Below are 26,991 nucleotides of genomic sequence, written 5' to 3'. Positions count from 1 at the left end.
GAGAGTGGTGCCCTCAGCGCACGTGGCCGAGGAAGCCGTGCAGGGCCGTGCCGCCCGTGGTGGCGGGCCGCGCGGAGCCGTCGCGGGACGAGGCGGCCTTCAGCGGCTGCGGCTTCGGCTCGGGGAGCGTCTCGCAGACCGCGTCCGCCTCCGCCCGGCCGTCACCGCGCGGCACCTGCCCCGTGGCGAGATACGTCACCAGATGCTCGTCCACGCAGTCGTTGCCTGCCAGCGAGATCCCGTGGTTCCCGCCGCCCTCCTCGACCACCAGGCTGGAGCCGCCCACCATCCGGTGCAGCGCCACACCGCCCTCGTACGGGGTCGCCGCGTCGTCCGACGCCTGGAGGATCAGCACCGGCCCCACCTCGTCGTTGGTGACGTCGGGCGGAGTGAGCGAGTCCACCGGCCAGAACGCGCACGGAGCGTTGTACCAGGCGTTGTTCCAGGTGGCGAAGGGTGCCTTGGCGTGCACGTCCCAGTTGTCCGTGCGCCAGGTGTTCCAGTCCCGCGGCCACTTGGCGTCCCGGCACTGGACGCTCGTGTAGACCGAGTACCCGTTGTCGGCCGCCGCGTCCGCCGCTCCGTAGGCCTCGTACGCCCGCGTCAGCGGGACCGCGTCCTTGTCGTTGACGTACGACGAGAAGGCCGCCGCCAGGTTGGGCCAGTAGCCGTCGTAGTACCCGCCCGGCAGGTAGGTGTCCTCCAGCTCGCCCGGACCGACCTTGCCGCCCGCCGGGCTCTTCCCCAGCTCCTCCCGCATCCCGTACCAGGCCGCTTCGACCGCCGCGGGGTCCGTTCCCAGCTTGTACGTGGCGTTCTGGCGTGCCACCCAGGCCATGAAGTCCTTGTGGCGGGTGTCGAAGGCGTAGTCCTGCGCGATGTTGTCCTCGTACCAGACGCCCTGCGGATTGACGACGGAGTCCAGCACGAGACGGCGCACCCGCTCCGGGTACAGCCGCGCGTACACGGCGCCGAGGTACGTGCCGTAGGAGTACCCCAGGTAGTTGAGCTGCGGCGCGCCGAGCGCCGCGCGGATCGCGTCCAGGTCCCGGGCCGTGCTGACGGTGTCGATGTACGGCAGGACGTCTCCGTGCTTCTTCCCGCAGGCCGTCGCGAAGGACCTGGCCCGCTCGACGCCCGTCCGCTCGCGCTCGGCGTCGAGCGGCACGGAGTCCGGCCGCACCGGGTCGAAGTGGCCGGGCTTGCAGTCGAGCGCGGGCTCGCTCTTGCCGACCCCGCGCGGGTCGAAGCCGATGACGTCGTACTGCGCCGCCACCTCGGCGGGCAGCGAGGCGGCGACGAACCCGGCCATGGTCCGTCCGCTGCCACCCGGTCCGCCCGGGTTGACGAGCAGGGGACCCTGGTACGCCTTGGCATCCTTCACGGTGTGCGCGACCCGGGTCAGCGCCAGCGTGATCGACCGGCCGGCCGGGTCGTCGTGGTTCAGCGGCACCTCGAGCGTGGCGCACTGGAGCCTGGGATACGCCTTGGTGGCGCAGTCGCTCCACAGGAGCGGTGCGATGGGGCGGGGGGTCGGCTCGGGGCGGGGCGTCGCGGACGCGGGCAGGGCGGTGACCGTCCCTGCGACCAGTGCCCCAGTGGCGATCAGCATTCCTGCGCGTGTGGTCATAGGGCGTCCGTGCCCCGATCGGTACCTGGAAGGACCTGTTCCGCTCAGAGTTGACCCGATCAGAGGATGCGTCAGAGGAAGGTGAGCTGTTCGGGAGCCCCCGCGAGCGCCGGCTCCTCCGGTACGGGAATCCGGCGCGGCGCTCCCCGGCGGGAGGGCCCGATCCCGAACTCGGCGGCGAGTTCGTGCACCTGACGGGTGATCCGACGCTGGTACCAGGTCGGTGCGTAGGCCCCGTCCGCGTACATCCGCTCGTACCGCCCGACCAGATAGGGGTGGTGCTGCCGCAGCCAGGTGAAGAACCACTCGCGGGCGCCCGGCCGCAGATGCAGCACGAGCGGTGTCACGGAGGTGGCGCCGGCCTCGGCTATGGCGCGTACCGTGTCGCGCAGCTGCTCGGGGCGGTCGCCGAGGAAGGGGACGACCGGGGCCATCAGCACCCCGCAGCCGATGCCGTGCTCCCCGAGCGTCCGCACGACGTCCAGCCGCCGTTGCGGGGAGGGCGTGCCGGGCTCGATCGTGCGCCACAGCTCCTGGTCGGTGAAGCCGACGGAGACGGAGATGCCGACCTCGGTCACCTCCGCCGCCTGGACGATCAGGTCCAGGTCCCGCAGGATCAGCGTGCCCTTGGTGAGGATGGAGAACGGGTTGGCGTGGTCGCGCAGGGCCGCGATGATCCCCGGCATCAGGCGGTAGCGCCCTTCGGCCCGCTGATAGCAGTCGACATTGGTGCCCATCGCGATGTGGGCGCCCTGCCAGCGGCGGGAGGCGAGCTGGCGCCGCAGCAGCTCCGGCGCGTTGATCTTCACCACGATCTGCGAGTCGAAACCGAGACCGGTGTCCAGGTCCAGATAGCTGTGGGTCTTGCGGGCGAAGCAGTACACGCACGCATGCGTGCAGCCCCGGTACGGGTTGACCGTCCACTCGAACGGCATCCGCGAGGCGCCCGGCACCCGGTTCACGATCGAGCGGGCCCGTACCTCGTGGAAGGTGATCCCGCGGAACTCGGGCGTGTCGAACGTGCGGGTGGTGACCGCGTCCGTACCGAAGAGGGCGGTCTCCGCTGCGGTGGCGGGGTTGTCGCCCAGATTGTCCCAGCGCATGGACGCCTCCTCGGTAGCCGTGTCCTCAGTCGTGCGCCACAGAATAGAACACATGTTCCCTTGATCGCCGCAACCCGGATTTGGGAGGCCCGGGCCCAGGTGGTTGGCTGGGCGCCACACCCCTGAAGAACCACGTGTTGGAGGAAGTGCAATGGCGCAGGTCGAGGCCACGACGGAGCGGATCGTCCAGGCGGACCCGGAGACGGTGTTCGACGCTCTGGCCGACTACAGCGGCACGCGCGCGAAGCTGCTGCCGGAGCACTTCAGCGAGTACGAGGTGCGCGAGGGCGGCGACGGCGAGGGGACCCTCGTCCACTGGAAGCTCCAGGCCACCAGCAAGCGCGTCCGCGACTGCCTCCTGGAGGTCACCGAGCCCACCGACGGGCAGCTCGTCGAGAAGGACCGCAACTCCTCCATGGTCACCACCTGGACCGTCACCCCCGCGGGTGAGGGGAAGTCCAAGGCCGTCGTCTCCACCGTGTGGAACGGCGCCGGCGGCATCGGCGGATTCTTCGAGAAGACCTTCGCGCCCAAGGGGCTCGGCCGCATCTACGACGCCGTTCTGGCCAAGCTGGCCGCCGAAGTGGAGAAGTAACGCCTCGTCGGTCACCGATTCGAGTGGTTTCCCCGCCGCCCCCGTGAGAGCGCCCCGTGCGCCGAGGGGGCGCGGGGGCTTTCGTAAACGCGCTGATGAGCGCCCCAAGTGCCACCCCGTGCAGGGCTGTTCGGCAGCTCTGACCCCATCGGCCCCTCGTGCCGTCCGACTTGCTCCCGCTTCGTGCCCAATGCGAAGAATGGCGCGGCGCTGACGTCGTGACGAGGGGAGCAGCACGTGGGTGCGATCACGCTGGCGAAGGACGGCGTACCGCTCGTCGAGGACGGTCCGCCCGCCGACCGGCCTCCGCCCACCGACGGGGAAGCCGCTCTCGACCCCCGTCGCGTCCGGCTCGTCTTCTTCGGCCTCATGCTCGCGCTGCTCCTCGCCGCGCTGGAACAGATGATCGTCGCCACCGCCCTGCCGAAGATCGTCGGTGAACTCCAGGGCCTGGACCGGATGTCCTGGGCGATCACCGCCTATCTCCTCACCGCCACCATCGGCCTGCCGATCTACGGCAAACTCGGTGACCTCTTCGGCCGCAAGGGCGTCTTCCTCTTCGCCATCGTGGTCTTCGTCATCGGCTCCGCCCTGGCCGGCTGGTCACGGTCGATGGACGAGCTCATCGCCTTCCGGGCCGTCCAGGGCGTCGGCGCGGGCGGCCTGATGATCGGCGTCCAGGCGATCATCGCGGACATCGTCCCCGCCCGGGAACGCGGACGCTACATGGGTCTCATCGGAGCCGCCTTCGGCCTCGCCTCCGTCGCGGGCCCGCTCCTCGGCGGCTTCTTCACCGACCATGTCTCCTGGCGCTGGTGCTTCTACTTCAACGTCCCCTTCGGGCTCGTCACCCTCGCCGTCGTCGCCGTGGTGCTCAAGCTCCCCAGGCCGAGGACCCGGGCCCGGCTCGACGTCCTCGGTTCGATCCTGCTCGCCGCCGCCTCCACCTGCCTGGTGCTGCTCACCAGTTGGGGCGGGACCGAGTACGCCTGGGACTCCGAGGTGATCACCGGCCTCGGCTGCGGAGCCGTCGCAACCACCCTGCTCTTCCTCGTCGTCGAGCACTTCGCGCCCGAACCCCTCATCCCCCTGCGGCTGTTCCGGGACTCGGTCTTCACGGTCACGAGCCTCGTCGGCGCGGTGGTCGGCATCGCCCTCTTCGGCGCGGCCAGCTATCTGCCGACCTTCCTCCAGATGGTCGAGGGCGCCACCGCCACCGAGTCCGGCCTCCTCATGCTGCCGCTGATGGGCGGGATCGTGCTCGCCTCGGTCGTCTCGGGTCAGCTCATCACCCGCACCGGCCGCTACAGGATCTACCCGGTCCTCGGCGGCGCCGTCTCGGTCGTCGGCATGTGGCTGCTCTCCCGGATGGAGACGGACACCCCGCGCCTGCACCACAGCGTCTGGCAGGCCGTCCTCGGCCTCGGCATCGGCCTGGTCATGCCGGTCCTCGTCCTGGCCGTGCAGAACTCCGTACGCCCCACCGACCTCGGCACCGCCACCAGCGCCCACAACTACTTCCGCCAGATCGGTGGCAGCGTCGGCGCCGCCGTCTTCGGCGCCCTCTTCGCCTCACGGCTCGACGACGCCCTCGCCGACTCCCTGCCCCGTACGGCGGGGAGCCCGCTGCCCGCCGCCGAATCGATCACTCCGCAGGCGGTGCATGCCCTGCCGCCCGCGCTGCGCGACGCCTACATCCAGGCGTACGCGGACGCGATGCCGCGGATCTTCCTCTATCTCGTGCCGGTCCTCGTGCTCGGCCTCGCCCTCGCCTTCTTCCTCAAGGAGAAACCGCTGGTGTCCCACCACAGCCCCACCACCGAGGCCCCCACCGCCGTCCCCCGGGCCCGCGCGTCGGCCGCCCCCGCCCCGGCCGCGTACACCGCCGGCCTCCCGGTCTGCGGAACCGTCCAGCACCACGACGGCAGCCGCGTCCCACGGGCGGCCCTCACCCTCATCGACGTCCAGGGGCAGCAGATCGGCCGCGGCGGCAGCGGCGAGGACGGGCGCTACGCGCTCAGCGTCCCGGGTCCCGGCTCGTACGTCCTGATCGCGGCGGCCGGTGGACACCAGCCGCAGGCCGTCTCCGTCACCGTCGGCGAACGGCCGGTGGAGCTCGACGTGGTGCTCGGCGGCGCGGGCCGGCTGGCCGGCACCGTGGTGACCGCCGACGGAACTCCCGTACGGGGCGCGGCGGTCACCCTCACCGACGTACGCGGCGAGGTCGTCGCCTCCACCCGCAGCGGGCGCGAGGGCGGCTACGTCATCACGGAGCTGGTGGCCGGCGAGTACACGCTGGCCGCCGGTGCCCCCGCCTTCCGGCCCGCCGCGCTGCCGGTGAGCGTGCAGGCCTCCCGCGAGACCCGCCAGGACATCGAGCTGGCGGGCGGCGCGGTGCTGCGCGGCACGGTGCGCGCGGGCGGCGGGAGGCCGGTCGAGGACGCGCGCGTGACGCTCCTCGACGCGGCCGGCAACGTGGTCGACACGCTGACCACGGGGCCCGACGGCACCTTCCGCTTCGTGGACCTGTCCTCGGGGGAGTACACGGTGATCGCGGCGGGCTATCCGCCGGTCGCCACCGTCCTCCAGGTCGCGGGCGGCGGGCGCACCGAACGCGACCTCCAGCTCGGCCACGAGGACTGAACGGGTCAGTCGGAGGCGTCGGTCGCCTTGCGCAGCGCGCTGATGCAGCTGCCGATCGCCTCCTGAAGGGCTTCGAGGCGCTGGAGCATGTCGTCCTCGAGGACGTCCTCCTCCAGGACCTCGTCGAGAGTCAGCTCCTCGAAGACCTTCGTGGCCTTCTGCAGGCTGTTGTAGAACTTCGTGCGTCGCTCCTGGACGCGCAGCGCCGGGTCCGCCTCGACGGCCTCGGCGACCATGCCCTTCACCGCCTCGTAGGCCTCGCCGGCCCACTCGCCCGTCTCCTCGGAGTCGTCGAGCTCGTCGATGAGGGAGAGGTGCCGCTCCGCCTCGGCGCGCACCGCCGCGGGCGCCTCCACGGTCTGCCCGGCGGGGGTGCGGATCCGGCCCTTCTCGACGATCTGCCGGACGTAGCCGATCCGGTCGGCCGCCTTGGCCTCGCCCGCGACGGCCTTCTTCAGCTCGTCGGTGCGGGCGATGGCCCGGGCCATCCCGGTCTGCAGCGCCGGGTCCTCCTTCATCCGGTCGAGCAGCGCGCCGCGCGCCGCCTCGGCCGTGCCCGGGTCGGCGAGGATCGCGGCACGCAGGGCGGTCGGGTTCTCCGCGACCTCCAGCGCCTTCGTCGGCCGGATGCCCTCGGCCTCCGCCGCGGCGGTGATCGCATGCCCGCTCACCGAGGCGGCGCTGGAACGGGAGGAGTAGTACGACAGTCAGACGTCGGCCTCGGGCAGCTCGATGTCCTCGCCGGGCACCAGCGCTTCGAACTGCGGGACGAGCCCGTCGTCGGCTGCCATGTCCCAGGCCCTGTAGTAGCGCATGACCCGCTCGGGGGAGCATTCGGCCAGCTCGGCGAAGGCCTTCGCCGACACCTTGGGCGAGTCCTCCGCGGCCTGTCCGCCCGGTCGCACGCTCCGGGCCACCTTCAGCGCGAAGGCCCAGCCGCCGGTGCGGGCGTACACCCCGAACTCCCGCGCGTCCCGGACGACCGCGTCGGGCACGTCCTGGACGACGAAGTCGGTCGCGCCGGCATCGGGAACCGGTACGGCTTCGGCTTCGGAAGGGGCGATCACGGTGGTCACCGAGAGGTCTCCTGACGGTCGGGGAGCGGGAACTGCGCCCGCAAGCCTATACGCGCCTGTTGGCGCGGTATCGCCCGAATTCGATATTGAACCGATCGGTCCAATACCTGCTACGGTTCCCCCCATGGCACGCCCGAGGACGTTCGACGAGGCGCGCGCCCTGGACGCCGCGATGCACCTGTTCTGGGAGAAGGGCTACGAAGCCACCTCCACCCAGGATCTGTGCGAGGCGACCGGCCTGGGCCGCAGCAGCATCTACAACACCTTCGTGAGCAAGCACGCGTTGTTCCTCCGGGCGCTCGCGCGCTACATCGAGATGACCACGAGCGGTCAGCTCGCGCTCCTGGAGGACGAGACCGTCCCGCCCGTCGACCGTCTGAAGGGCGTCATGGCGTCGGTCGTCGAGATGGAGGAGGCCCACAGGCGGGCGGGCGTCGGCATCGGCTGCCTCGGTGTCAACAGCACGGTCGAAGTCTCCGGGCGCGACCCCCAGGCGGCCGCGCTCCTCGGGCGGGACCAGGAGCGCCGGCTCACCGCGCTCGCGGCGACCATCGCCGCCGGCCAGAGCGCCGGAGTGTTCTCGCGGGCCCGTCGGGCCGACGAGCTCGCGCGGTTCTTCAACGCCTCCGTCGCCGGGATGCGCGTCTCCGCGCAGAACGGCGCCGACCGCGCCGTCATCGAGTCCATCGCCGCCATCGCGCTGGACGCCCTGACCGTCTGACCTCGCGCGCGTCAAGCCCTCTGCGGGGTCGAGCGCCCCGCCGTGCCGTGCACTCCTCGTTCATCACCCTCGGCATCATCATCGGCTCCTCCGTCGGAGGGATGCTCGTCGACACGTACGGGCTCCGCTCGCCGCTCTGGCTCGGCGCAGCGCTGGTCGTCCTCGGCCTGCTGTCGCTCCTGCCCGAGTCGGGGCGCCGCCGCACGCTCGTAGAGGTCTAGACCACTAAACCTTCCCGAGGTCCTGGCCCGGCCCTTCCCCGGGGCGTAACGTGACGCAGCATGAGCGTCGTCGTCACCGCACGTGAGGGGACAGGGGTTTCGTGAAGATCCTGATCAGCGCCGACATGGAAGGCGCCACCGGCGTCACCTGGCCCGGCGACGTCATTCCCGGCACACCCCAGTGGGAACGGTGCCGGTCCATGTTCACCTCGGACGTCAACGCGGCGGTCCTCGGGTTCTTCGACGGCGGCGCCGACGAGGTGCTGGTCAACGAGGCCCACTCGAGCATGCGGAACCTGCTGCTCGAACAGCTCGACGAGCGGGCCGAGATGATCACCGGCCGGCACAAGGCCCTGTCCATGGTCGAGGGGGTGCAGCGCGGGGACGTCGACGGCATCGCGTTCGTCGGCTACCACACCGGCGCCGGAGCCGAAGGCGTCCTCGCGCACACCTACCTCGCCAACTCCATCACCGGTGTGTGGCTCGACGGCGAGCGGGCCAGCGAGGGACTGCTGAACGCCCATGTCGTCGCGGAGTACGGAGTGCCCGTCGTCCTCGTCACCGGCGACGACCTGACCTGCGACGACGCCCTCGGATACGCACCCGAGGCGCGCAAGGTGGCCGTCAAGGACCACATCTCGCGGTACGCGGCGGTGTGCCGGACCCCGAAGCGTACGGCCGGCGACATCCGGGTCGCGGCCAAGGCCGCGGCCGCCCTCGCCGTACGGCACGAGCCGGTGCGGGGCGGGCCGTTCACGACGGAGATCGAGTTCGACGCCGAGCATCTGGCCGGGTCCGCCACGGTCGTGCCCGGCGTGGCGCAGAGCGGCGAGCGCCGGGTCGCGTACACCAGCGGGACGATGTACGAGTCCATTCGCACCTTCAAGGCGGTCACCACGATCGTCTCCGCCGCGGTGGAGGAGCAGTATGGCTGAGCCGGATCAGGGGCCGGACGCCACGGCGCTCGACGAGGTCGTGACCTTCACCTCCGAGCTCATCCGCGTCGACACCACCAACCGAGGCGGCGGTGACTGCCGCGAGCGGCCCGCCGCCGAGTACGTCGCCGAACGCCTCGCCGCCGCCGGCCTGGAACCCGCCCTGCTGGAACGGACCCCAGGCCGCACCAACGTCGTGGCGCGCATCGCGGGAACCGACCCCTCCGCCGACGCCCTGCTCGTCCACGGCCACCTCGACGTCGTCCCGGCTGAGCCCGCCGACTGGGCCGTGCACCCCTTCTCCGGAGAGGTCCGCGACGGCGTCGTCTGGGGCCGCGGCGCCGTCGACATGAAGAACATGGACGCGATGGTCCTGGCGGTCGTCCGCTCCTGGGCCCGCCAGGGCATCCGGCCGCGCCGCGACATCGTCATCGCCTACACCGCCGACGAGGAGGCCAGCGCCGAGGACGGTTCGGGCTTCCTCGCCGACGAGCACCCCGGCCTCTTCGAGGGCTGCACCGAAGGCATCAGCGAATCCGGGGCGTTCAGCTTCCATCCGACGCCCGGCATGACCCTCTATCCGATCGCCGCCGGCGAACGCGGCACCGCCTGGGTCAAGCTCACCGCGCACGGCCGGGCCGGACACGGCTCGAAGGTCAACACGGCCAACGCCGTCACCCGCCTCGCCGCCGCCGTCGCCCGCATCGGCGCCCACCCCTGGCCCGTCCGCCTGACCTCCACCGTACGGGCCGCGCTCACCGAACTCGCCGCCCTGTACGGCATCGAGACCGACATCGGCGCGACCGGCTTCGACGTCGACCTGCTCCTCGAGAAGCTCGGCCCGGCCGCGGCGCTCGTGGAACCGACCGTGCGCAACAGCGCCAACCCGACGATGCTGGAAGCCGGTTACAAGGTCAACGTCATCCCCGGGCACGCCGTCGCCTATGTCGACGGCCGGATGCTCCCGGGCGGCGAGGAGGAGTTCACCGAGACGATGGACCGCCTCACCGGGCCGGACGTCGAGTGGGAGTTCCACCACCGCGAGGTCCCCCTGGAAGCCCCCGTCGACTCGCCCACCTTCGCCCGACTGCGCGCCGCCGTCGAGCACTTCGACCCCGACGGCCACGTCGTCCCGTTCGCCATGTCCGGCGGTACCGACGCCAAGCAGTTCTCCCGGCTCGGCATCACCGGATACGGCTTCTCGCCGCTGAAGCTGCCCCCGGGCCTGGACTACGGAGCGCTGTTCCACGGAGTCGACGAGCGCGTCCCCGTCGACGCCCTGCACTTCGGCGTCCGCGTCCTCGACCACTATCTGAAGTCCGCGTAGGGGGAGCCGTGATGGTACCGACGGGCGCCTACGGCACCTGGCCCTCCCCGATCGACGCGACACTCGCCGCCCGGCACGACGGACGCCCCGAGTACGTGGGCGCCGTCGGCGACGAGGTGTGGTGGACCGCGCCACGCCCGACCGAGGGCGGCCGGCGCGCGCTCGTCCGCCGACGGGCCGACGGCACCGAGGAGTCGGTGCTCCCCGCCCCGTGGAACGTCCGCAGCCGGGTCGTCGAGTACGGCGGTCAGCCCTGGGCGGGCCTGGCCCGCACGGACGGCGGACCGCTCGTCGTCTTCGGTCACTTCCCCGACCAGCGTCTCTACGCGTACACACCCGACGCCGGTCCCGGAGCCGAGCCCCGGCCCCTCACTCCCGTCTCCACCGTCGGCGGCGGACTGCGCTGGGCCGACCCGGTGATCCACCCCGACCGCGGTGAAGTCTGGTGCGTCCTGGAGGAGTTCACCGGACCGGCCCCCACCGACGTCCGCCGCGTCCTGGCCGCCGTACCTCTCGACGGCTCCGCCGCCGAGGACCGCGGCGCGGTGCGCGAACTCTCCGACGGACGCCACCGGTTCGTCACCGGGCCCCGGCTCTCCCCGGACGGCCGGCAGGCCGCCTGGATCGCCTGGGACCACCCACGGATGCCGTGGGACGGCACCGAGGTGCTCCTCGCCGAGGTCGAGGCCGACGGCACCCTCCACGGCGCGCGGACCGTCGCCGGCGGGCCGGAGGAGTCGGTGCCGCAGGTCGACTGGACCGCCGACGGGCGGCTTCTGTACGTCAGCGACCGCAGCGGCTGGTGGAACCTCTACCGCGCGGACCCCGGCGGCGAACCGGTCGCCCTCTGCACCCGCCCCGAGGAGTTCGGCGGACCGCTGTGGAAGATCGGCCTCAGATGGTTCCACCCGCTGGAGAACGGCCTCGTCGCCGTCATCCACGGCAGGGGCGCCACCGCTCTCGGGATACTCGACCCCGAGAGCGGCGAACTCGTCGACGCCGCGGGACCCTGGACCGAGTGGGCCTCCACCCTGGCCGTGCACGGCCCCCGTGTCGTCGGCGTCGCCGCGAGTCCCCGCAGCGCCTACGAGGTCGTGGAGCTGGACACCGGCACCGGCAGGGCGCGGGTCATCGGCTCGGCCCACGACGACCCGGTCGACCCCGCGTACTACCCCGAACCGCAGATCCGCACCTTCACCGGCCCCGACGACCGCGAGATCCACGCCCACGTCTACCCGCCGCACAACCCCGACCGGATCGCCCCCGGCCAGGAGCTGCCGCCCTACGTCGTCTGGGCGCACGGCGGGCCGACCGGGCACGCTCCGCTCGTCCTCGACCTGGAGATCGCCTACTTCACCTCCCGTGGCATCGGCGTCGCCGAGGTCAACTACGGCGGGTCCACCGGCTACGGCCGGGAGTACCGCGAGCGGCTGCGCGAGCAGTGGGGCGTCGTCGACGTGGAGGACTGCGCGGCCGTCGCCGAGGCGCTGGCCGCCGAGGGCACCGCCGATCCGGCGCGGCTGGCGATCAGGGGCGGCAGCGCGGGCGGCTGGACCACGGCGGCCTCCCTCGTGACCTCCGAGGTGTACGCCTGCGGCACGATCATCTACCCCATTCTCGATCTGCTGGGCTGGGCCACCGACGAGACCCACGACTTCGAATCCCGGTACCTGGAGTCGCTCGTCGGCCCGCTCGCCGAGGTGCCCGCCCGCTACCGGGAACGCTCGCCGCTCGATCATGTCGAGCGGATCTCCGCGCCCTTCCTCCTGCTGCAGGGGCTCGACGACGTCATCTGCCCGCCCGCGCAGGCCGAGCGGTTCCTGGGGAGGATGGCGGGACGCGGGGTCCCGCATGCGTACATCGCCTTCGAGGGCGAGAGCCACGGCTTCCGGCGCGCCGAGACCATGATCCGCGCCCTGGAGGCCGAACTCTCCCTGTACGCCCAGACCTTCGGCATCGCCCGACCCGACGTGCCCCTCCTGGAGCTGAAGAAGTGACCGTCACGCCGCCGACCCGTCCCCAGCGCCTCCGCCCGGGCGCCCGGGTCGCCGTCGTCGCGCCCAGCGGGCCGATCCCCGAGGAGCGGCTCGCGGCCGGGCTCGACCTGCTGCGCGGCTGGGACCTCGAGCCCGTGGTGGCGCCCCATGTCCTGGACACGCACGATCGGTTGGGGTACCTCGCCGGTGCGGACGAGGCCCGCGCCCGGGACCTCCAGGAGGCATGGTGCGATCTCGACGTCTCCGCGGTGATCTGCGCGCGGGGAGGCTACGGTGTCCAGCGGATGGTGGATCTGGTCGACTGGTCGGCGATACGGGCCGCGGGGCCCAAGGTCTTCGTCGGCTACAGCGATGTCACCGCCCTGCACGAGGCGTTCGCCGTACGCGCGGGCATCGCCACGCTCCACGGGCCGATGGTCGCGGCGGCCGCCTTCCTCAAGGACCCCCGCACCCAGGAGTCCCTGCGGGCGACCCTCTTCGAGCCCGAGTCCGTGCGGACTCTCGGCCTGGACACCGCTCGCGCCATGGTCCCGGGCCGGGCCCACGGCGTCACCCTCGGCGGTTGTGTGAGCCTCCTTGCCGCCGACCTCGCCACCCCGCATGCCCGCCCCTCGGCCGACGGCGGTCTGCTGCTCCTGGAGGACGTGGGGGAGGAGCCGTACCGCCTGGACCGCATCCTCACCCAACTGCTGCGCTCCGGTTGGCTGGACGGGGTCACGGGGATCGGTCTCGGCTCGTGGGAGGAGTGCGGCCCCTACGAGGAGGTCCGGGCGGTGCTCGCCGACCGGCTCGGAGGTCTCGGAGTCCCGGTGGTGGAGGAGATGGGCTTCGGGCACAGCGAGACGGCACTGACGTTCCCCCTCGGCGTACCGGGCGTCCTGGACGCGGAGGCAGGGACGCTGACGCTGGACGTGCCCGCGCTGCGTTGAGCCGGTGCCGCCGCGCCGACACCTATGAGCCCCTACGGCCTTCACTGAATCTCCGTCAACAACCCTTGTCAGGCGCGTTGACGGAGATCTGACACGTGTCACACCATGGGCCCAGATCGATACTTACCAGTCGGTATCCTCAGCGTGGAGGTCCCGTGTCCGTGTCCCGTGCGCTACCGCTGTCCCGCAAGCTCCTTGCCCTGGCCACGAGTTCGGCACTGGCCGCACCCCTCGCGCTCGCCGGCCCGGCGAGCGCGGCCGAACCGGGCACGTACACCGTCACCCCGCTGAGCTTCACCGTCGAGGCGGGCGGCCGCAGTTGTGTGATCGACGCCGATCTCTACCGCCCCGCCGGGGTGGACGCCGCGCACCCGGCGCCCGCCGTGCTCGCCACCAACGGGTTCGGCGGCAGCAAGGCGGACGGCTCCACCGACGCCATCGGGAAGGCCTTCGCCGCCCGGGGCTACGTCGGACTCGTCTACTCCGGACTCGGCTTCGGCAAGTCCGGCTGCCTGATCTCCCTCGACGACCCCCGCATCGACGGACGGGCAGCGACCCGGCTCGTCGACTTCCTCGGCGGCACGCGCGCCGCCGACGACGGCACCCGCGCCGACTTCGTGACCAAGGACGGCGCCGGCGACCCGCGCGTCGGCATGGTCGGCGGCTCCTACGGCGGTGCCATCCAGCTCGCCACCGCCTCCGTCGACCCCCGGCTCGACGCCCTCGTCCCCCTCATCACCTGGAACGACCTCGCCTACTCGCTCGCCCCGAACGGCGCCGACCGCGCGACCCCCGGCGTCTTCAAGTGGCAGTGGGCCAACGGCTTCTACCTCATGGGCGAGGGGCAGCCGCTGCTCGTCCCCTCCCTCGACCCCTCCCGCATCAACTCGCTCGGCTGTCTGCACTTCGTCACCGACGCCTGCGACACCGTCCGACTGCTCAACTCCGGCCGCTACCGCGACGCGGACACCGAGAAGATGCTCGACTTCGCCCGGAGCGTCTCGCCGGTCTCGTACCTCGACCGCGTCAAGGCGCCGACGCTGATCGTCCAGGGCCAGTCGGACAGCCTCTTCAACCTCAACGAGGCCCAGGACACGTACGAGCGGCTCCAGGCGCGGGGCGTCGAGACCAAGATGATCTGGCAGTCGTGGGGGCACAGCGGGGGACAGGCCCCCGGTGAACTCGACCTCGGCCAGGGCAACCTGGAGACCAGTTACGTCGGGCAGCGCGTCCTCGCCTGGTTCGATCGCCATCTGCGGGGCGACCGGAGCGTCGACACCGGCGCCGAGTTCGCGTACTACCGCTCCTGGCAGAGCGGCTACGGCACCGCGGCCCGGGTTCCCGCACTCAGCCGGAAGCTCTACCTGTCCGGTGACGGCAAGCTCGTCGACAACCGGGCCAAGGTCGCCCGCGGTTCGCGCGAGTACAGCAACTGGCTGGTCCCCACGAGCCATTCGGAGTCCTCGCTCACCGGACTCATCGGCCTGCCCGACCCCCGGCCGTACGACATCAAGGGCACCTACCTCGGCTGGACCAGTGCCCCGCTGGCCGCCCCCGTCGACGTCGTCGGCTCCCCGAGGGCCACGCTCCGGGTCGTCTCCCCGAAGGCCGAGCGCGTCCAGGACTCCGGTGACGCCGCCGACAAGCTGGTGCTCTTCGCCAAGGTCTACGACATCGCCCCGGACGGAACGAAGACGCTGGTCAACCGGCTCGTGGCACCGGTACGGGTACCGGACGCGACCCGGCCCTTCACGGTGGAGCTGCCGGGCATCGTGCACCGCTACGAGACGGGCCATCGTCTGGAGTTCGTGATCGCCGCCAGTGACGACGCGTACTCCGGGAACCGGGGCATCAAGCCGGTGACCGTCACCGCCGCGCCCGAGGACACCGGCACTCTGGAGCTGCCCGTTGTCAAGGGCCAGGTGGGGTAGCAGCCAGAAGGGTGGATTCACGCGACCTTCGGGTGTTCTTTACCTGTTCTTTTCCCACTCTGCGGGCAGCGGGACGGAGACTGTGCCACCGCCTTCGCGCCGTGACGTCGGCGCGGGGCAGCTCCCACTCGCAGAAGGACCGAAGGCCCCGTGCCACTTCCCGTTGTGCTGTCCGGCCGCACCGTACGGCTGGAACCCCTCGCACCACAGCACGCCGCCGCGATCGCCGCGGCCGGCTCCGAGGACCGTACGACGTACGCGTTCACGCCCGTCCCCCACAATCTGGACGCGGCGGAGATCTACCTCGAACGTGCCCTGGCCGACCAGGCCGCGGGCCGAACGCTTCCCTTCGCCGTCGTCAATACCGCCGACGGGCAGGTGGTGGGCGCGACGAGGTTCCTGGAACTCGACTACTGGCAGGGGCCACTGGTCTGGCCCTCGGTGCCCGGGATGCCGTACGGCGATCCGGCCAGCGCGGTGCCGGACGCCGCGGAGATCGGCAACACCTGGCTCGCCCCCCGGGCCCAGGGGACCGGGATCAACACCGAGGCCAAGCTGCTGATGCTCCGGCACGCCTTCGAGGTATGGGGTGTACGGCGCGTCTCGATGCGGGCCGACGCCCGGAACCTGCGTTCGCGGGCCGCCATCGAACGCCTCGGAGCGACCTGCGAAGGCGTGCGGCGGGCGCATTCACGAGGGCTCGACGGGGCCGTGCGCAGCACCGCCTTCTACTCGATCCTCGACGAGGAGTGGCCGGCCGTCCGTGCCGTCATCGAGGCCAGGGTCGAGCGGGGGCCGCGGCTCGACGGCGCGGCGCGGACGGCCGGACCGCCCCTGCTCGACGGTGCGGCCCGGATCGACGCGGCGGCGCCGCGCGGCCCGCTCGTACCGGCGTAGGCCCAGAGCGGACGGCCCCGCACGGTCGACATGACCGTGCGGGGCCGCCGCGTACACCCGGGACGTCAGAGCGCCGCGTACCCCGGGCGCACGACCTCGTCGATCAGCCGCTGCCGCTCCGGCAGCGGGAGGAACGCGGCGTCCAGCGCGGCGACCGTGAACTCCTCGAAGACCTCCGGGCCGTAGCCGAAGGCGTCCACCATGTGCTGGAACTCCTCGCTCATGGTGGTGCCGGAGACCAGCCGGTTGTCCGTGTTCAGCGTGATGCGGAAGCCGAGGCGGCGCAGCTCGTCGATGGGGTGCGAGGCGTAGTCCTTGGCGGCACCGGTCTGGAGGTTGGAGGTCGGGCAGACCTCCAGGGCGATCCGGTTGTCGCGGACGTACGAGGCCAGGTGGCCGAGCGTGCCGTCCTCGGCGATGTCGTCCGTGATCCGCACGCCGTGGCCGATCCGCTCGGCGCCGCAGACCTGCACGGCCTCGTGGATCGACTCCGCGCCGACGGCCTCGCCCGCGTGGATCGTGAAGTGGCAGTTGTGCCGCTTGAGGTGCTGGAACGCGGGGAGGTGGCGGGCCGGTGGGTTGCCGATCTCGCCGCCGGCGATGTCGAAACCGGCCACACCCTCCTCGCGGTGGGCGACCGTGAGCTGCGCGATCTCCAGGGAACGGTCGGTGTGGCGCATCCCGGTGAGGAGGGCGCGGACCGTGATCCGGCCGCCGGCGCGGCGCTCGCCCTCTCGGAAGCCCTCGTTCACGGCCTCGACGACCTCGTCGAGGCTCAGCCCGGCCTCCAGGTGCTGCTCGGGGGCGTAGCGGATCTCGGCGTAGACGACCCCGTCCGCGGCCAGGTCCTCGGCGCACTCGGCCGCGATGCGGTGCAGCGCCTCGCGGGTCTGCATCACCGCGCAGGTGTGGGCGAAGGTCTCCAGGTACCGCTCCAGCGAGCCGGAGTCGGCGGCGTCGCGGAACCACACCGCGAGCGCGGCCGGGTCCTCGGTCGGCAGCGCGGTGTAGCCGCACTCCCGGGCCAGTTCGACGATGGTGGCGGGGCGCAGGCCGCCGTCCAGGTGGTCGTGGAGGACGGCCTTCGGCGCGCGGCGGATCCACTCGGCGACGGGCGTGGAGACCGGGGAGCTGAGCGGGGCGGCAGGGTTGTCAGACAAGTGCATGGCGCGGAAGTGTACGCCACGACGACGCGGGGTCGCTGTGACGGCGGTCGCCCGCCTGGTTCCGGAGGGGTGCGAGCTCAGTTCGACTGGAGGACCGGGAGCGCCGGCGCGCCCGTCGGGAGCATGTGCTTGGCCGCGAGGACCGGGGTGTCCCCGACCCGTACGACCTGGGTGACCAGCACCGCCGGGGTGTCGGCCGGGCGGCCGAGCTGCTCGCCCCGGCGCTGGCCGAGCAGCGTCGCGGTGACACTGCTGTGGGCCCCCAGCGGCACTCCGCGCGAGGCGGCCGCGAGCACGGCCAGCATCGAGGTCCGCTCGGGCGCCGACTCGGCCTCCAGCGCCTCCGCGAAGGCCGGGTGCGCCCGCTCCAGTACGTCGTCGGCGGCCGCCCACTCCTGGCTGAGGGCCGCCGCCGCACCCTCTCCGGCCAGCAGGGACTCCCAGAAGCGCAGCTCCGCCCGGGCCGGGGCGAGCAGGTGCTGGGTGGTGAAGTCCGTGGGCTCCTCGACCGCCCGCAGCAGCGCCCGTACGCGCAGGGGAGCGCCCGAGCCGATCAGCTCCTCCAGGGGCTGGATGTGCTCGAAGCCGCGCCGGGGCGGGTGGTCGTTGACGGTCCGGCCGACCCCGCGCCGTACGGACAGCAGGCCGTCCTCCTGAAGGAGCAGCAGCGCCTCGCGCAGGGCGGGGCGGCTCACGCCCAGCTCGCCGGCGAGCTTGGGCTCGGAGGGGAGGGTCGAGCCGGGGGGATAGGTGCCGTCGTGGATGGCGTCCGCGATCCGCTCGTAGAGCACCACGACCGGTCGCCGCTGCTGTCCGCTGACTGCCACTGCCCCTCCTCCTGCCTGGTTGTCGGCAAGTGAACGGTATCCGGAATCACAGGTCAAAGGGACTTGACGTGTGACGCGCGTAGAACTCACTCTGTCTGGGCGCTGCTTGTCAGACAAGTAGAGTTCGTCGAAATGACATCCACGGCAAAGGGGCCCACATGTCAGCAACATCCGACCTCAAGGGCCGCGGGCCCATGCTGTTGGCGATGGTGCTCGCCGTCCTCGGCTACCAGATCAACGCCACGATGCTCAGCCCCGCGCTGCCGGATGTCATCGAGCGCCTCGGCACCACCACGGCCGCCGCCGGTCTCTCGCAGACCCTCTTCTTCCTGATGGCGGCCATCGGCCAGGTCACCCTCGCCCGTCTCAGCGACCAGCGCGGCCGCAAGCCGATGATGATCGTCTGCGCCTTCGTCCTGATCGCCGGCAACCTGCTCTGCGTCTTCGCGCCGAACATCGAGATCTTCATCGCCGGCCGCATCCTCCAGGGCATCTCGGCGGCGATGTTCACCCTCGCCTTCCTCACCCTCAACCAGCTGCTGACCCCGGCCGGCTTCGGCAAGGCCGCGGGCATCATCACCGCCGTCAACGGCGGCCTCGCGGGTGTCGACGCCATCGCAGGCGGCCAGATCGCCGACACCATCGGCTTCCGCGGCATCTTCGTCTGCTCCACCCTGATCGCCGTCGCGGGCCTGATCGGCGTACGCAGGTACGTCCCCGACGTCCCGGCCACCGCGACCGACGGCCGCTTCGACTCCCGCGGCATTGCCGCCCTCGCGCTCGGCCTCACCGGCATCCTGGTCGGCCTCGCCCAGGGGGCCGCCTGGGGCTGGACCTCCGTCCTCACCCTCGGCTTCCTGCTCGGCGGCCTCGCCTCGCTCGTCTTCTTCGTCGTCTCGCAGAAGAGCGCGGCCAACCCGGTCATCGACATCGAGGTGCTCGCCTCGCGCCGCGCCTGGCCGCTGCTGCTCACCACGGTCTGCACCCTCGGTGGCGCCTTCGGCGCCATCGCGCTCACGATCCCGCTCTTCTCGCAGGACGCCAGGGTCGGCCTCGGCCTCTCCGCCGTCACCGCCGCCGTCCTCTTCCTCACCCCGATCCAGCTGATCGGCGTGATCTCCGCCCCGCTGACCGGCCGGCTCGGCCCGAAGATCGGCTGGCGCACCATCGTCGTCACGGGCGCGGTCGCCAACTTCGCGATCTTCCTCTTCGCGACCTTCTTCCTGCACAACGAGTGGATCCTGGTCGCCTCGCTCGCGGCGCTCGGTGTCACGTACGGCGGATTCATGCTGACCGGCCTCAACGGGCTCGCCGTCACCACCGCCCCGAAGGACAAGCCGGGCTCGCTCTCCGGCCTCAACGGCGCCTGCTTCGGCATCGGGGCCTCGCTCGGCATCGCCCTGGCCTCCGCGATGATCACGGCGGGCAGCGACGCGGGCGGCCCGACCGAGGCCGGCTACCAGCACGCGATGTACACGGCGCTCGCCCTGCTCGGCGTCGGCGTCCTCACGGCCTTCCTGATCAAGCGCCCCGACCCGGCCGAAACGCCCGCCGAAGCGCCGCAGCCGGTACTCGCCCACCACTGACCAGGCCGCAGGGCGAGGCCGCACCCTCACCCGTACGGCCCTCCCACCGCCCCCGTGTGGACCGGATCCCTCCATCCTGGTCCCACGGGGGCGGCCGCGTACGAGGAGGAGAGGTCAGGCGATGAGGCCGAAGGAGACGTCGAGCACGGGCCGGGCCCGGCGCATCTGGCCCCTCACGCCGGGCCGGATCGCCACCGGTGCGGTGCTCGCGCTCGCGGTGGTGGTCGTCACCGCGGGGGAGGAGGCGGTGGCCGACGAGGAGGCCCCGCCGATGCCCGGCTTCCTCGGCAAGGGGTTGTGGCAGGTCTTCACGGCGCTCGACCACCGCACCCGCATCGACGTCCACGACGTCGGCGGGAGCGACCGGCGGGTGCTGTGGCCGTCGAACTGGACGGTGTGCACCCAGCATCCGGACGAAGGTGTGGCGCTCGACGGCCGCACCACGGTCGTGATCGGTGTGGTGAGGAAGGGCGAGACCTGCCCCCGGAAGGTCCGCTCGGCCCGCCGCTGACCAGCAGCCCGCCGCCGGAGGCGGTCCTCGACGGGCGGTCAGCGCTTGTAGTTGATCTTCATGGTGTCCATGTCCGTGACGGACGCCCTGAGTTCACCGTGGTCGTGCCCGAGCTCCCCGAGCGCGGTCTCCACCCGGTCCTCGGCGATCGCCGCCGCCATCTCCTCGCCGTCCTCCGCGTCCGAGACCACGATCACCCGGTACGAGAAGTGCTTCAGCGTCCTGTCGTAGGCGAGCGACCCCTCGTCCGTGAACCGCATCGCCGACATCCCGTGCTCGTCGACCTCGGCGAGCAAGCGCGCCCGGCTCGCCTCCGACAGGCCGTCGAACGTGCCGCGCACGATCACCCGGTAGGTGTGCTGGGTGCCCATTCCCCTGGTCCTCACGTCGATCACGAAACTCGTTGAAGATCCAGACTACGGCGGCGAGGATGAGGCGCATGCGGAATATCGTGGTGGTCGACGCCCCGTCCAACCTCGGCCTGCGCCCGCCGGCCCCCGGCACCGTGCCCGGCTGTCACAAGCTCGCCGGCGCCCTGCGCGAGAACCGGATCGTGCGGAGGCTCGGCGCGTCGGAGGGCGGCGTGGTCGTCCCGCCCCGCTACGACCGGGGCGACTGGCAGGAGGGCGACGGAGTCTTCAACGCTGCCGCCCTCGCCACGTACACCCGCACGCTCGCGGACCGCATCGAGGGACACGTACGGGCCGGGGAGTTCCCCCTCGTCCTCGGCGGCGACTGCTCCATCCAGCTCGGCGCCTCCCTCGCCCTGCGCCGCCTCGGCCGCTACGGGCTCGCCGCGATCGACGCCTCCCCGGACTTCCGCCACACCGGCAACTCCGACCGGGTGGGCGCCGCCGCCGGCGAGGAGGCCGCGCTCGCCACCGGTCGGGGCCAGGACGACCTCACGGACCTGGAGGGCCTCAAGCCCTACCTCCGCGACGAGGACGTCCGGTTCCTCGGCATCCGCGACGCCTACCACGACGATCCCGAACTCGTCGACCTGCGCGCCCTGAAGGTGCCCGTCGTCACCGTCTCCGAACTGCGCGCCTGGGGTCCCGCCGACCTCGCCGCCGCCACCGTGACCGCCTTCGGGACCCCTGCCCTCGACGGCTACTGGGTCCATCTCGACGCCGACGTCCTCGATCCCTCCGTGATGCCGGCCGTCGACAGCCCCGACCCCGACGGCCTCCTGCCGGACGAACTCGTCCTCCTGCTCCGGACCTTGGTCCGCTCCGAGCGCTGCGTCGGGCTCAACGTCACGATCTACGACCCCGATCTCGACCCGGACGGCACCGCCGGAGCGCTGCTCACGGACCTCGTGGTCGCCGCCCTGACCGAAGCCTGACGAGCGGCGCCCCTGGTCAGGAGCGCGCCCGGCGTGTTCCATGGTCGACATGACGACCGTACGACGTGCCGTACTGACCCTGCCCGCGGCCCCGTTGGGCCCGGACAACCCCCTGCCCGCCCTGCGGACCCCGGGCGCGGCGCACGCGGCCGCCCTCCTCGACGCACGCGTCAAGGAGGACGTGCCGCGCGACATGGCACGCCAGTTGGGGTACGCGCCGCTGCGCAGCCTGCTGCCTGTCCCGGTCCGCGACGGCTACGGACGCGAGCGCACCCCCGCCGCGCTCGACGCGATCGTCATCGAGAACGACCGGCTGCGCGCGACCGTGCTGCCGGGACTCGGCGGGCGCGTCCACTCCCTGCACCACAAGCCCACCGGGCGCGAACTGGTCCACCGCAACCCGGTGTTCCAGCCCGCCGCCTTCGCCCTCAACGGCGCCTGGTTCGCCGGCGGGATCGAATGGAACATCGGCGCCACCGGCCACACCACCCTCTCCTGCTCCCCGGTGCACGCCGCGATCGTCCCGGCCCCCGGCGGCGGCGAGATGCTCCGGCTGTGGGAGTGGGAGCGGCTGCGCGACCTGCCCTTCCAGGTCGACCTGTGGCTGCCCGAGGACTCCGACTTCCTGCACGTCGGCGTCCGCGTCCGTAACCCGCACGAGCGGACCGTCCCCGTCTACTGGTGGTCCAACACCGCCGTCCCCGAGGACCGCCGGATCATCGCCCCCGCCGACGACGCCTGGCACCACGGCTACGAGCGCGGCCTGCGCCGCGTCCCCGTCCCGGTCGCCGAGGACGAGACGGGTACGGCGGGGGACCGCACGTACCCGCTGCGCAGCACGCTCCCCGCCGACTACTTCTACGACGTCCCCGAGGAACGACGGCGCTGGATCGCCGCCCTCGACGAGACCGGTACCGGGCTCGTCCAGACCTCCACGGACCTGCTGCGCGGGCGCAAGCTCTTCCTCTGGGGCTCGGCCCGCGGCGGACGGCGCTGGCAGGAGTGGCTCACCGAACCCGGAGCACCCGGATACGCCGAGATCCAGGCCGGACTCGCCCGCACCCAGCTGGAGCATCTGAAGCTGGAGGGCGGCGCGGAGTTCAGCTGGCTGGAGACGTACGGGCCGCTGACCGCCGAGCCCTCGGCGGTCCACGGCGAGGACTGGGCCGCCGCCCGCGCGAGCGTGGAGGAGAGCCTGGAGCAGGCGCTGCCACGGACCGCCGTCGATGCCGCGTACGCGGCATGGCGCGACGGCGCGGCCGACGCCGCACCGGTGACCGTCCTCGCGGCGGGCTCGGGCTGGGGCGCGCTGGAAGTCCTCGCCGGAGGGCACGAGCTGCCGGGAACCCCGTTCCCCGCGTCGACCCTGGGCGCGGAGCAGAAGCCCTGGCTGGAGCTGCTCCGCACCGGCGTCCTGCCACCTCGCGAGGACGGGGCCGCCCCCGGCCCCTCGCTGGTCGCGGACCACTGGCGCGACATGCTGGAGACCGCCCCCGCGGAGCCGCTCACCGAGTACCACCTCGGGATCGCGCAGTGGCACGCGGGCGACCTGGCCCAGGCGGTACGGAGCTGGGAGCGCGGACTCGGGCAGACGGGCATGCGCTGGTGGCCGTTGCTGTACTGCCTCGCCGTCGCCGACGAGGAGGGAGGCCACCCGGAGCGGGCGGCCGAACGCTTCGCGGAGGCCTTCGACACGTTGCCCGGGGACGTGGACACCGTGGTGTCCGCCGCACTGGGCCGCGAGGCCCTCACGGCACTCCTCGCCGCCGGCCGGGTGGCGCAGGCCCGCGCACTCTGGGAGCGGCTGCCCGCGCCGGTCCGCGCACGCGGCGCGTTCCGCTTCGCCGAGGCCCGTCTCCTCCTCGCCGAGGGGCGGAAGCCCGAGGCCCGCGCCGTCTTCGACGCGGGCTTCGAGGTGCCGGACCTGCGGGAGGGCGCCGAGATACTGGGCGACGTGTGGTCGGCGATGACCGACGAACCGCTGCCGGACTCCTACGAGTTCCGGATGCGTCCCTGAGACGTCCCGTCGGACCCGGCCGGTCAGACGGTCCGGCGGTCGACGTACTCGAAGACGGAGCCGTCCGGGTGGACCGCGATCAGATTGCGGCCCACCGGAGTGGGGACCGGGCCGGCCAGGATCTTGGCGCCCGCCTCCGACAGCGAGGTGAACGCCGCGTCCACGTCCTGGACGGAGATGGTCGCGGCGACCTTCCGCAGGACCTCCAGCTCCGACTCGGGTCCGCTCATCAGCAGGAAGCAGCCGATGGCCGCGACCGACACCCCGCCGCGCTCGAAGCGGAGGGCGGAGGCGCCGGTGAGACGCTCGTAGAACTCCACGGCCGGATCGAGGTCGTCGACGCAGACACGAAGCGTGGTCCCCAGAATCTCCATGCCCACGAGCCTAGTTGAGGTTCACGAGACGCGGCAGAGGATCTCTCCGTGCGGGACCATGAACCAGGCGTCCTCCTGCCGGCCCCACTCCCGCCACGTCTCGGAGACGTCGGCCAGCGCGTCGGGCGTCGTGTGACCGCCGTCCACCGCCAGCTTCGCGTACACGGACTCCGTCGTCCGGTCCGCCCACAGACCGCTCCACCACGCCCGCTCCTCCGGCGTCGCGAAGCACCAGGTGGCGGCCGTCGTCGTCACGTCCGTGAACCCCGCCCGCCGCGCCCAGGCGAACAGCCGCCGCCCGGCGTCGGGTTCGCCGCCGTTGGCCCGAGCGACCCGCCGGTACAGCTCCTGCCAGGTCTTCATGGCGGGCGGCTCCGGGTACCAGGCGAAGGATCCGTAGTCGCTGTCCCGGGCGGCGACCACACCGCCCGGACGGCAGACCCGGCGCATCTCGCTCAGCGCCCGCACCGGGTCCCCCACGTGCTGCAGCACCTGGTGGGCGTGGACGACATCGAAGGAGTCGTCGGGGAAGTCCAGGTCGTGGACGTCGGCGACCGCGAACTCCACGTTCTCCAGGCCCCGTTCGGCGGAGGTGGCCCGTGCCTTGTCCAGGACGTCCTCGGCCGCGTCCACCGCGGTCACCCGGCCGGGGGCCACCAGCGCGGCCAGATCGGCGGTGATGGTGCCGGGGCCGCAGCCCACGTCCAGGACGTCCAGACCGGGGCGCAGCTCGGGGATCAGATAGGCCGCCGAGTTGGCGGCGGTGCGCCAGCTGTGCGAGCGCAGCACCGACTCGTGGTGCCCGTGCGTGTAGACGGCGGTCTCCCGCAGCGCTGACTGCTCGGAGGCATGGGTCATGACCGGACTCCCTCGTGTGGGTTGGTGTGGCCACGGTACGCCCGACTGCCGCATGGTGAGATGGCAATCTCGCTATGCGGTCATCGAGTTGATGCGGATCACGCGGCCCGCGCCCGGTGATCCGGGGCGGATCACGGGGCATAGGCCCCGGCAGCCTGGGTACGCGCACGGTGACCTGATCCGGCCGCCGCGAAGACTCGTGGAGGAAGGTCCGTGATGCGGTACGAAACGATGTCCTCGCTCGCCCGGCAGCTCCGCGTGGACGCCGTGCGCGCCGCCGACGCCGCCGGCTCCGGGCATCCGACGTCCTCGATGTCGGCCGCCGAGATCGGAGCCGTGCTGCTCGCCCGGCACCTGCGGTACGACTTCGACCGCCCCGACCACCCGGGCAACGACCGGCTCGTCCTTTCCAAAGGACACGCCTCGCCGCTGCTGTACGCCATGTACCGGGCCGCCGGCGTCGTCGGCGACAGCGAACTGCTCACCTTCCGCGCCAGGGGGAGCCTGCTCGAAGGCCATCCCACGCCCCGGCTGCCCTGGGTCGACGTCGCCACCGGCTCGCTGGGCCAGGGCCTCCCCATCGGGGTCGGCATGGCGCTGGCCGGGAAGTTCCTCGACCGCGTCCCGTACCAGGTGTGGGTGGTGTGCGGCGACAGCGAGATGGCCGAGGGGTCCGTCTGGGAGGCCGTGGAGCACGCCGCCTACTGCCGCCTGGACAACCTCACCCTGATCGTCGACGTCAACCGGCTCGGCCAGCGCGGGCCCACCCGCCACCAGCACGACCTGGGCGCCTACGCCGCCCGCCTCGAAGCCTTCGGCTGGCACACCCTGCGGATCGACGGCCACGACGTCGAGGAGGTCGACGGGGCGCTGCGCGAGGCCCGCGCGACCCTCCGCCGGCCCACCGCGATCCTCGCCGCCACCCGCAAGGGCCGGGGCGTGGCCGCCGTGGAGAACCGCGAGGGGATGCACGGCAAACCGCTCCCCGACGCCGAGGCCGCCATCGCCGAGCTGGGCGGCCGGAGCGATCTGCGGGTCCAGGTGACCGATCCGCCCGCCGCGCTGGTGCCCCGCCCCGGCCGGGACGGCGCGCCGCGGCTCCCGAGGTACACCAGGGGCGAGAAGGTCGCCACCCGGGACGCCTACGGGCATGCGCTCGCCGCCCTCGGCGCGGTCCGCGGCGACATCGTCGCGCTCGACGGCGAGGTCGGCGACTCCACCCGTACCGAGTTCTTCGCGAAGGCGCACCCCGAGCGCTACTTCGAGTGCTGGATCGCCGAGCAGCAGCTCGTCGGAGCCGCCGTAGGACTCCAGGCGCGCGGCTACGTCCCGTACGCCTCGACCTTCGCCGCCTTCCTCACCCGCGCGTACGACTTCGTCCGGATGGCGGCCGTCAGCAGGGCCGGGATCAACCTCGTCGGCTCGCATGCCGGGGTGTCCATCGGCCAGGACGGGCCGAGCCAGATGGGTCTGGAGGATCTGGCGATGCTGCGTGCCGTGCACGGCAGCACCGTGCTCTACCCCTGCGACGCCAACCAGACGGCGAAGCTGGTCGTGGCCATGGCCGACCTCGAAGGCGTCCGCTATCTGCGCACCACCCGCGGCGGCACCCCCGTCGTGTACGGGCCCGACGAGGAGTTCCCGGTCGGCGGGAGCAAGGTGCTCCGCGGCCACGGCGAGGACGACCGGGCGACCGTCGTCGCGGCCGGGGTGACCGTGCACGAGGCGCTGAAGGCGGCCGACCGGCTCGCGGAGCACGGTCTGCCGATCCGGGTGATCGACCTCTACTCCGTCAAGCCGGTGGACACCGAGACCCTCGACCAGGCGGCCGGGACGACCGGCTGCGTCCTGACGGTGGAGGACCACCATCCCGAGGGCGGGCTCGGCGACGCCGTCGCCGAGGCGTACGCCAACGGGCACGGCGGAATGCCCCGCCTGGCACGACTCGCCGTGCGCTCGATGCCCCTCTCCGCGACCCCGGAGGAACAGCTCCACGAGGCCGGCATCGACGCCGACGCGATCGTCTCGGCGGTCGAACTGATGCTGGAGCGCGTGCTGGTGCGCTAGGCCCGACGGACCTGACGGTCACTCATATGACGAACCCGTGAACGGACCGTTCCCGGGGCTCTCGTACGCCTAGCATCGGGCCCGCCGCCACGCTCGTCGCGCCACCGCCACCCTCGTCGTGCCCCCACGCCGCCCCCGAAATCCCGCACGCCGTCGTCCCCCCGCCCTCCGCCGCACCGCCGCTCCCACCCTCCGCCGCACCCACCCTCCGACATACCCCCGCTCCCGCATCCGC

The 26,991-nt window shown here is 72.3% G+C and carries 22 protein-coding genes and 1 pseudogene; 15 read left to right on the top strand and 8 right to left on the bottom strand.

Annotated elements, in window-relative coordinates; all coding sequences use genetic code 11:
• Positions 1–13: 13 nt before the first annotated feature.
• Positions 14–1,630, bottom strand: coding sequence for an alpha/beta hydrolase (locus tag ACFQ7Q_RS12065; RefSeq protein WP_383552870.1), 1,617 nt, complete (start codon positions 1,628–1,630; stop codon positions 14–16).
• Between the two features lie 71 nt (positions 1,631–1,701).
• Entirely contained in the window at positions 1,702–2,733 is a 1,032-nt protein-coding gene (locus tag ACFQ7Q_RS12060) for an Rv2578c family radical SAM protein (protein ID WP_383552868.1), read from the bottom strand.
• Between the two features lie 151 nt (positions 2,734–2,884).
• On the opposite strand from ACFQ7Q_RS12060, the gene ACFQ7Q_RS12055 reads away from it, so the two are divergent.
• A complete protein-coding gene (locus tag ACFQ7Q_RS12055; protein WP_383552866.1) occupies positions 2,885–3,328 on the top strand; it encodes an SRPBCC family protein in 444 nt (147 codons plus the stop codon).
• Positions 3,329–3,565: 237 nt separating this feature from the next.
• Positions 3,566–5,971 (top strand): MFS transporter, encoded by a 2,406-nt coding sequence (locus tag ACFQ7Q_RS12050; RefSeq protein WP_383552863.1) that lies wholly within the window; start codon positions 3,566–3,568, stop codon positions 5,969–5,971.
• A 5-nt stretch (positions 5,972–5,976) separates the two neighbouring features.
• Here the strand turns inward: ACFQ7Q_RS12050 and ACFQ7Q_RS12045 are convergent.
• Positions 5,977–6,966, bottom strand: a pseudogene (locus tag ACFQ7Q_RS12045) (hypothetical protein).
• A 205-nt stretch (positions 6,967–7,171) separates the two neighbouring features.
• On the opposite strand from ACFQ7Q_RS12045, the gene ACFQ7Q_RS12040 reads away from it, so the two are divergent.
• The 8 genes from ACFQ7Q_RS12040 to ACFQ7Q_RS12005 all read left to right on the top strand — a co-directional run bounded on the left by ACFQ7Q_RS12040 (position 7,172) and on the right by ACFQ7Q_RS12005 (position 16,005).
• The gene (locus ACFQ7Q_RS12040; RefSeq protein WP_383552861.1) at positions 7,172–7,768 is read left to right on the top strand and encodes a TetR/AcrR family transcriptional regulator; all 597 of its coding nucleotides are present in this window, start codon (positions 7,172–7,174) and stop codon (positions 7,766–7,768) included.
• Positions 7,769–7,815: 47 nt separating this feature from the next.
• The gene (locus ACFQ7Q_RS12035) at positions 7,816–7,989 is read left to right on the top strand and encodes a hypothetical protein (RefSeq protein WP_383552858.1); all 174 of its coding nucleotides are present in this window, start codon (positions 7,816–7,818) and stop codon (positions 7,987–7,989) included.
• 101 nt (positions 7,990–8,090) lie between these two features.
• Complete coding sequence (locus ACFQ7Q_RS12030) at positions 8,091–8,924, top strand: M55 family metallopeptidase (protein ID WP_383552855.1); 834 nt, start codon at positions 8,091–8,093, stop codon at positions 8,922–8,924.
• Positions 8,917–10,251, top strand: a complete 1,335-nt coding sequence (locus ACFQ7Q_RS12025) for a M20/M25/M40 family metallo-hydrolase (RefSeq protein WP_383552852.1) — start codon at positions 8,917–8,919, stop codon at positions 10,249–10,251. Before ACFQ7Q_RS12030 ends, ACFQ7Q_RS12025 begins: the two co-directional genes overlap by 8 nt.
• Positions 10,252–10,262: 11 nt before the next feature.
• Positions 10,263–12,248 carry a prolyl oligopeptidase family serine peptidase gene (locus ACFQ7Q_RS12020; RefSeq protein ID WP_383552914.1) on the top strand — a complete coding sequence of 662 codons (1,986 nt, stop codon included), beginning with the start codon at positions 10,263–10,265 and terminating at the stop codon, positions 12,246–12,248.
• Complete coding sequence (locus ACFQ7Q_RS12015) at positions 12,245–13,177, top strand: LD-carboxypeptidase (RefSeq protein ID WP_383552850.1); 933 nt, start codon at positions 12,245–12,247, stop codon at positions 13,175–13,177. The genes ACFQ7Q_RS12020 and ACFQ7Q_RS12015 overlap by 4 nt, the downstream gene beginning before the upstream one ends.
• Positions 13,178–13,338: 161 nt before the next feature.
• Positions 13,339–15,108, top strand: a complete 1,770-nt coding sequence (locus ACFQ7Q_RS12010; protein WP_383552912.1) for a CocE/NonD family hydrolase — start codon at positions 13,339–13,341, stop codon at positions 15,106–15,108.
• A gap of 150 nt (positions 15,109–15,258) precedes the next feature.
• Positions 15,259–16,005: a GNAT family N-acetyltransferase gene (locus tag ACFQ7Q_RS12005; RefSeq protein ID WP_383552848.1), complete on the top strand. Its 747-nt coding sequence runs from the start codon at positions 15,259–15,261 to the stop codon at positions 16,003–16,005.
• A 65-nt stretch (positions 16,006–16,070) separates the two neighbouring features.
• On the opposite strand, the gene ACFQ7Q_RS12000 is transcribed toward ACFQ7Q_RS12005, so the two are convergent.
• Together ACFQ7Q_RS12000 and ACFQ7Q_RS11995 are read right to left on the bottom strand one after the other, a co-directional pair.
• Complete coding sequence (locus tag ACFQ7Q_RS12000; protein WP_383552845.1) at positions 16,071–17,171, bottom strand: adenosine deaminase; 1,101 nt, start codon at positions 17,169–17,171, stop codon at positions 16,071–16,073.
• Between the two features lie 77 nt (positions 17,172–17,248).
• Positions 17,249–17,998, bottom strand: a complete 750-nt coding sequence (locus ACFQ7Q_RS11995; RefSeq protein ID WP_383552842.1) for a GntR family transcriptional regulator — start codon at positions 17,996–17,998, stop codon at positions 17,249–17,251.
• Between the two features lie 158 nt (positions 17,999–18,156).
• Between ACFQ7Q_RS11995 and ACFQ7Q_RS11990 the strand changes: the two genes are divergently transcribed.
• Together ACFQ7Q_RS11990 and ACFQ7Q_RS11985 are read left to right on the top strand one after the other, a co-directional pair.
• Entirely contained in the window at positions 18,157–19,584 is a 1,428-nt protein-coding gene (locus ACFQ7Q_RS11990; RefSeq protein ID WP_383552839.1) for an MFS transporter, read from the top strand.
• Positions 19,585–19,705: 121 nt separating this feature from the next.
• Positions 19,706–20,095 carry a hypothetical protein gene (locus ACFQ7Q_RS11985; RefSeq protein ID WP_383552836.1) on the top strand — a complete coding sequence of 130 codons (390 nt, stop codon included), beginning with the start codon at positions 19,706–19,708 and terminating at the stop codon, positions 20,093–20,095.
• Positions 20,096–20,133: 38 nt separating this feature from the next.
• Here ACFQ7Q_RS11985 and ACFQ7Q_RS11980 read toward each other — a convergent pair whose 3' ends face one another.
• Positions 20,134–20,466: a DUF6204 family protein gene (locus ACFQ7Q_RS11980; protein ID WP_383552909.1), complete on the bottom strand. Its 333-nt coding sequence runs from the start codon at positions 20,464–20,466 to the stop codon at positions 20,134–20,136.
• Positions 20,467–20,534: 68 nt separating this feature from the next.
• Here ACFQ7Q_RS11980 and ACFQ7Q_RS11975 point away from each other — a divergent pair, with 68 nt between their 5' ends.
• Positions 20,535–21,440 carry an arginase family protein gene (locus ACFQ7Q_RS11975; RefSeq protein ID WP_383552832.1) on the top strand — a complete coding sequence of 302 codons (906 nt, stop codon included), beginning with the start codon at positions 20,535–20,537 and terminating at the stop codon, positions 21,438–21,440.
• A gap of 40 nt (positions 21,441–21,480) precedes the next feature.
• Positions 21,481–23,457, top strand: a complete 1,977-nt coding sequence (locus ACFQ7Q_RS11970) for a DUF5107 domain-containing protein (RefSeq protein WP_383552830.1) — start codon at positions 21,481–21,483, stop codon at positions 23,455–23,457.
• 23 nt (positions 23,458–23,480) lie between these two features.
• Here ACFQ7Q_RS11970 and ACFQ7Q_RS11965 read toward each other — a convergent pair whose 3' ends face one another.
• Positions 23,481–23,831, bottom strand: a complete 351-nt coding sequence (locus ACFQ7Q_RS11965) for a VOC family protein (RefSeq protein ID WP_383552827.1) — start codon at positions 23,829–23,831, stop codon at positions 23,481–23,483.
• 21 nt (positions 23,832–23,852) lie between these two features.
• Positions 23,853–24,689, bottom strand: coding sequence for a methyltransferase domain-containing protein (locus tag ACFQ7Q_RS11960; protein WP_383552824.1), 837 nt, complete (start codon positions 24,687–24,689; stop codon positions 23,853–23,855).
• Between the two features lie 216 nt (positions 24,690–24,905).
• Between ACFQ7Q_RS11960 and ACFQ7Q_RS11955 the strand changes: the two genes are divergently transcribed.
• A complete protein-coding gene (locus ACFQ7Q_RS11955; RefSeq protein ID WP_383552906.1) occupies positions 24,906–26,756 on the top strand; it encodes a transketolase in 1,851 nt (616 codons plus the stop codon).
• Positions 26,757–26,991 lie beyond the last annotated feature (235 nt).

Origin of the sequence: Streptomyces sp. NPDC056527, from assembly GCF_042794475.1 — a bacterium.
Taxonomy (GTDB): domain Bacteria; phylum Actinomycetota; class Actinomycetes; order Streptomycetales; family Streptomycetaceae; genus Streptomyces.
This window is presented reverse-complemented; position numbering and strand designations above follow the sequence as displayed.

What these genes read in the sequence shown, in the direction of transcription:
- ACFQ7Q_RS12040 (WP_383552861.1), top strand. Translation starts at nt 7,172, where the DNA reads ATGGCACGCCCGAGGACGTTCGACGAGGCGCGCGCCCTGGACGCCGCG.
- ACFQ7Q_RS12055 (WP_383552866.1), top strand. Translation starts at nt 2,885, where the DNA reads ATGGCGCAGGTCGAGGCCACGACGGAGCGGATCGTCCAGGCGGACCCG.
- ACFQ7Q_RS12020 (WP_383552914.1), top strand. Translation starts at nt 10,263, where the DNA reads ATGGTACCGACGGGCGCCTACGGCACCTGGCCCTCCCCGATCGACGCG.
- ACFQ7Q_RS11955 (WP_383552906.1), top strand. Translation starts at nt 24,906, where the DNA reads ATGCGGTACGAAACGATGTCCTCGCTCGCCCGGCAGCTCCGCGTGGAC.
- ACFQ7Q_RS11985 (WP_383552836.1), top strand. Translation starts at nt 19,706, where the DNA reads ATGAGGCCGAAGGAGACGTCGAGCACGGGCCGGGCCCGGCGCATCTGG.
- ACFQ7Q_RS12025 (WP_383552852.1), top strand. Translation starts at nt 8,917, where the DNA reads ATGGCTGAGCCGGATCAGGGGCCGGACGCCACGGCGCTCGACGAGGTC.
- ACFQ7Q_RS11990 (WP_383552839.1), top strand. Translation starts at nt 18,157, where the DNA reads ATGTCAGCAACATCCGACCTCAAGGGCCGCGGGCCCATGCTGTTGGCG.
- ACFQ7Q_RS11975 (WP_383552832.1), top strand. Translation starts at nt 20,535, where the DNA reads ATGCGGAATATCGTGGTGGTCGACGCCCCGTCCAACCTCGGCCTGCGC.
- ACFQ7Q_RS12000 (WP_383552845.1), bottom strand. Translation starts at nt 17,171, where the DNA reads ATGCACTTGTCTGACAACCCTGCCGCCCCGCTCAGCTCCCCGGTCTCC.
- ACFQ7Q_RS12060 (WP_383552868.1), bottom strand. Translation starts at nt 2,733, where the DNA reads ATGCGCTGGGACAATCTGGGCGACAACCCCGCCACCGCAGCGGAGACC.
- ACFQ7Q_RS12065 (WP_383552870.1), bottom strand. Translation starts at nt 1,630, where the DNA reads ATGACCACACGCGCAGGAATGCTGATCGCCACTGGGGCACTGGTCGCA.
- ACFQ7Q_RS11965 (WP_383552827.1), bottom strand. Translation starts at nt 23,831, where the DNA reads ATGGAGATTCTGGGGACCACGCTTCGTGTCTGCGTCGACGACCTCGAT.
- ACFQ7Q_RS11980 (WP_383552909.1), bottom strand. Translation starts at nt 20,466, where the DNA reads ATGGGCACCCAGCACACCTACCGGGTGATCGTGCGCGGCACGTTCGAC.
- ACFQ7Q_RS11960 (WP_383552824.1), bottom strand. Translation starts at nt 24,689, where the DNA reads ATGACCCATGCCTCCGAGCAGTCAGCGCTGCGGGAGACCGCCGTCTAC.
- ACFQ7Q_RS11970 (WP_383552830.1), top strand. Translation starts at nt 21,481, where the DNA reads ATGGTCGACATGACGACCGTACGACGTGCCGTACTGACCCTGCCCGCG.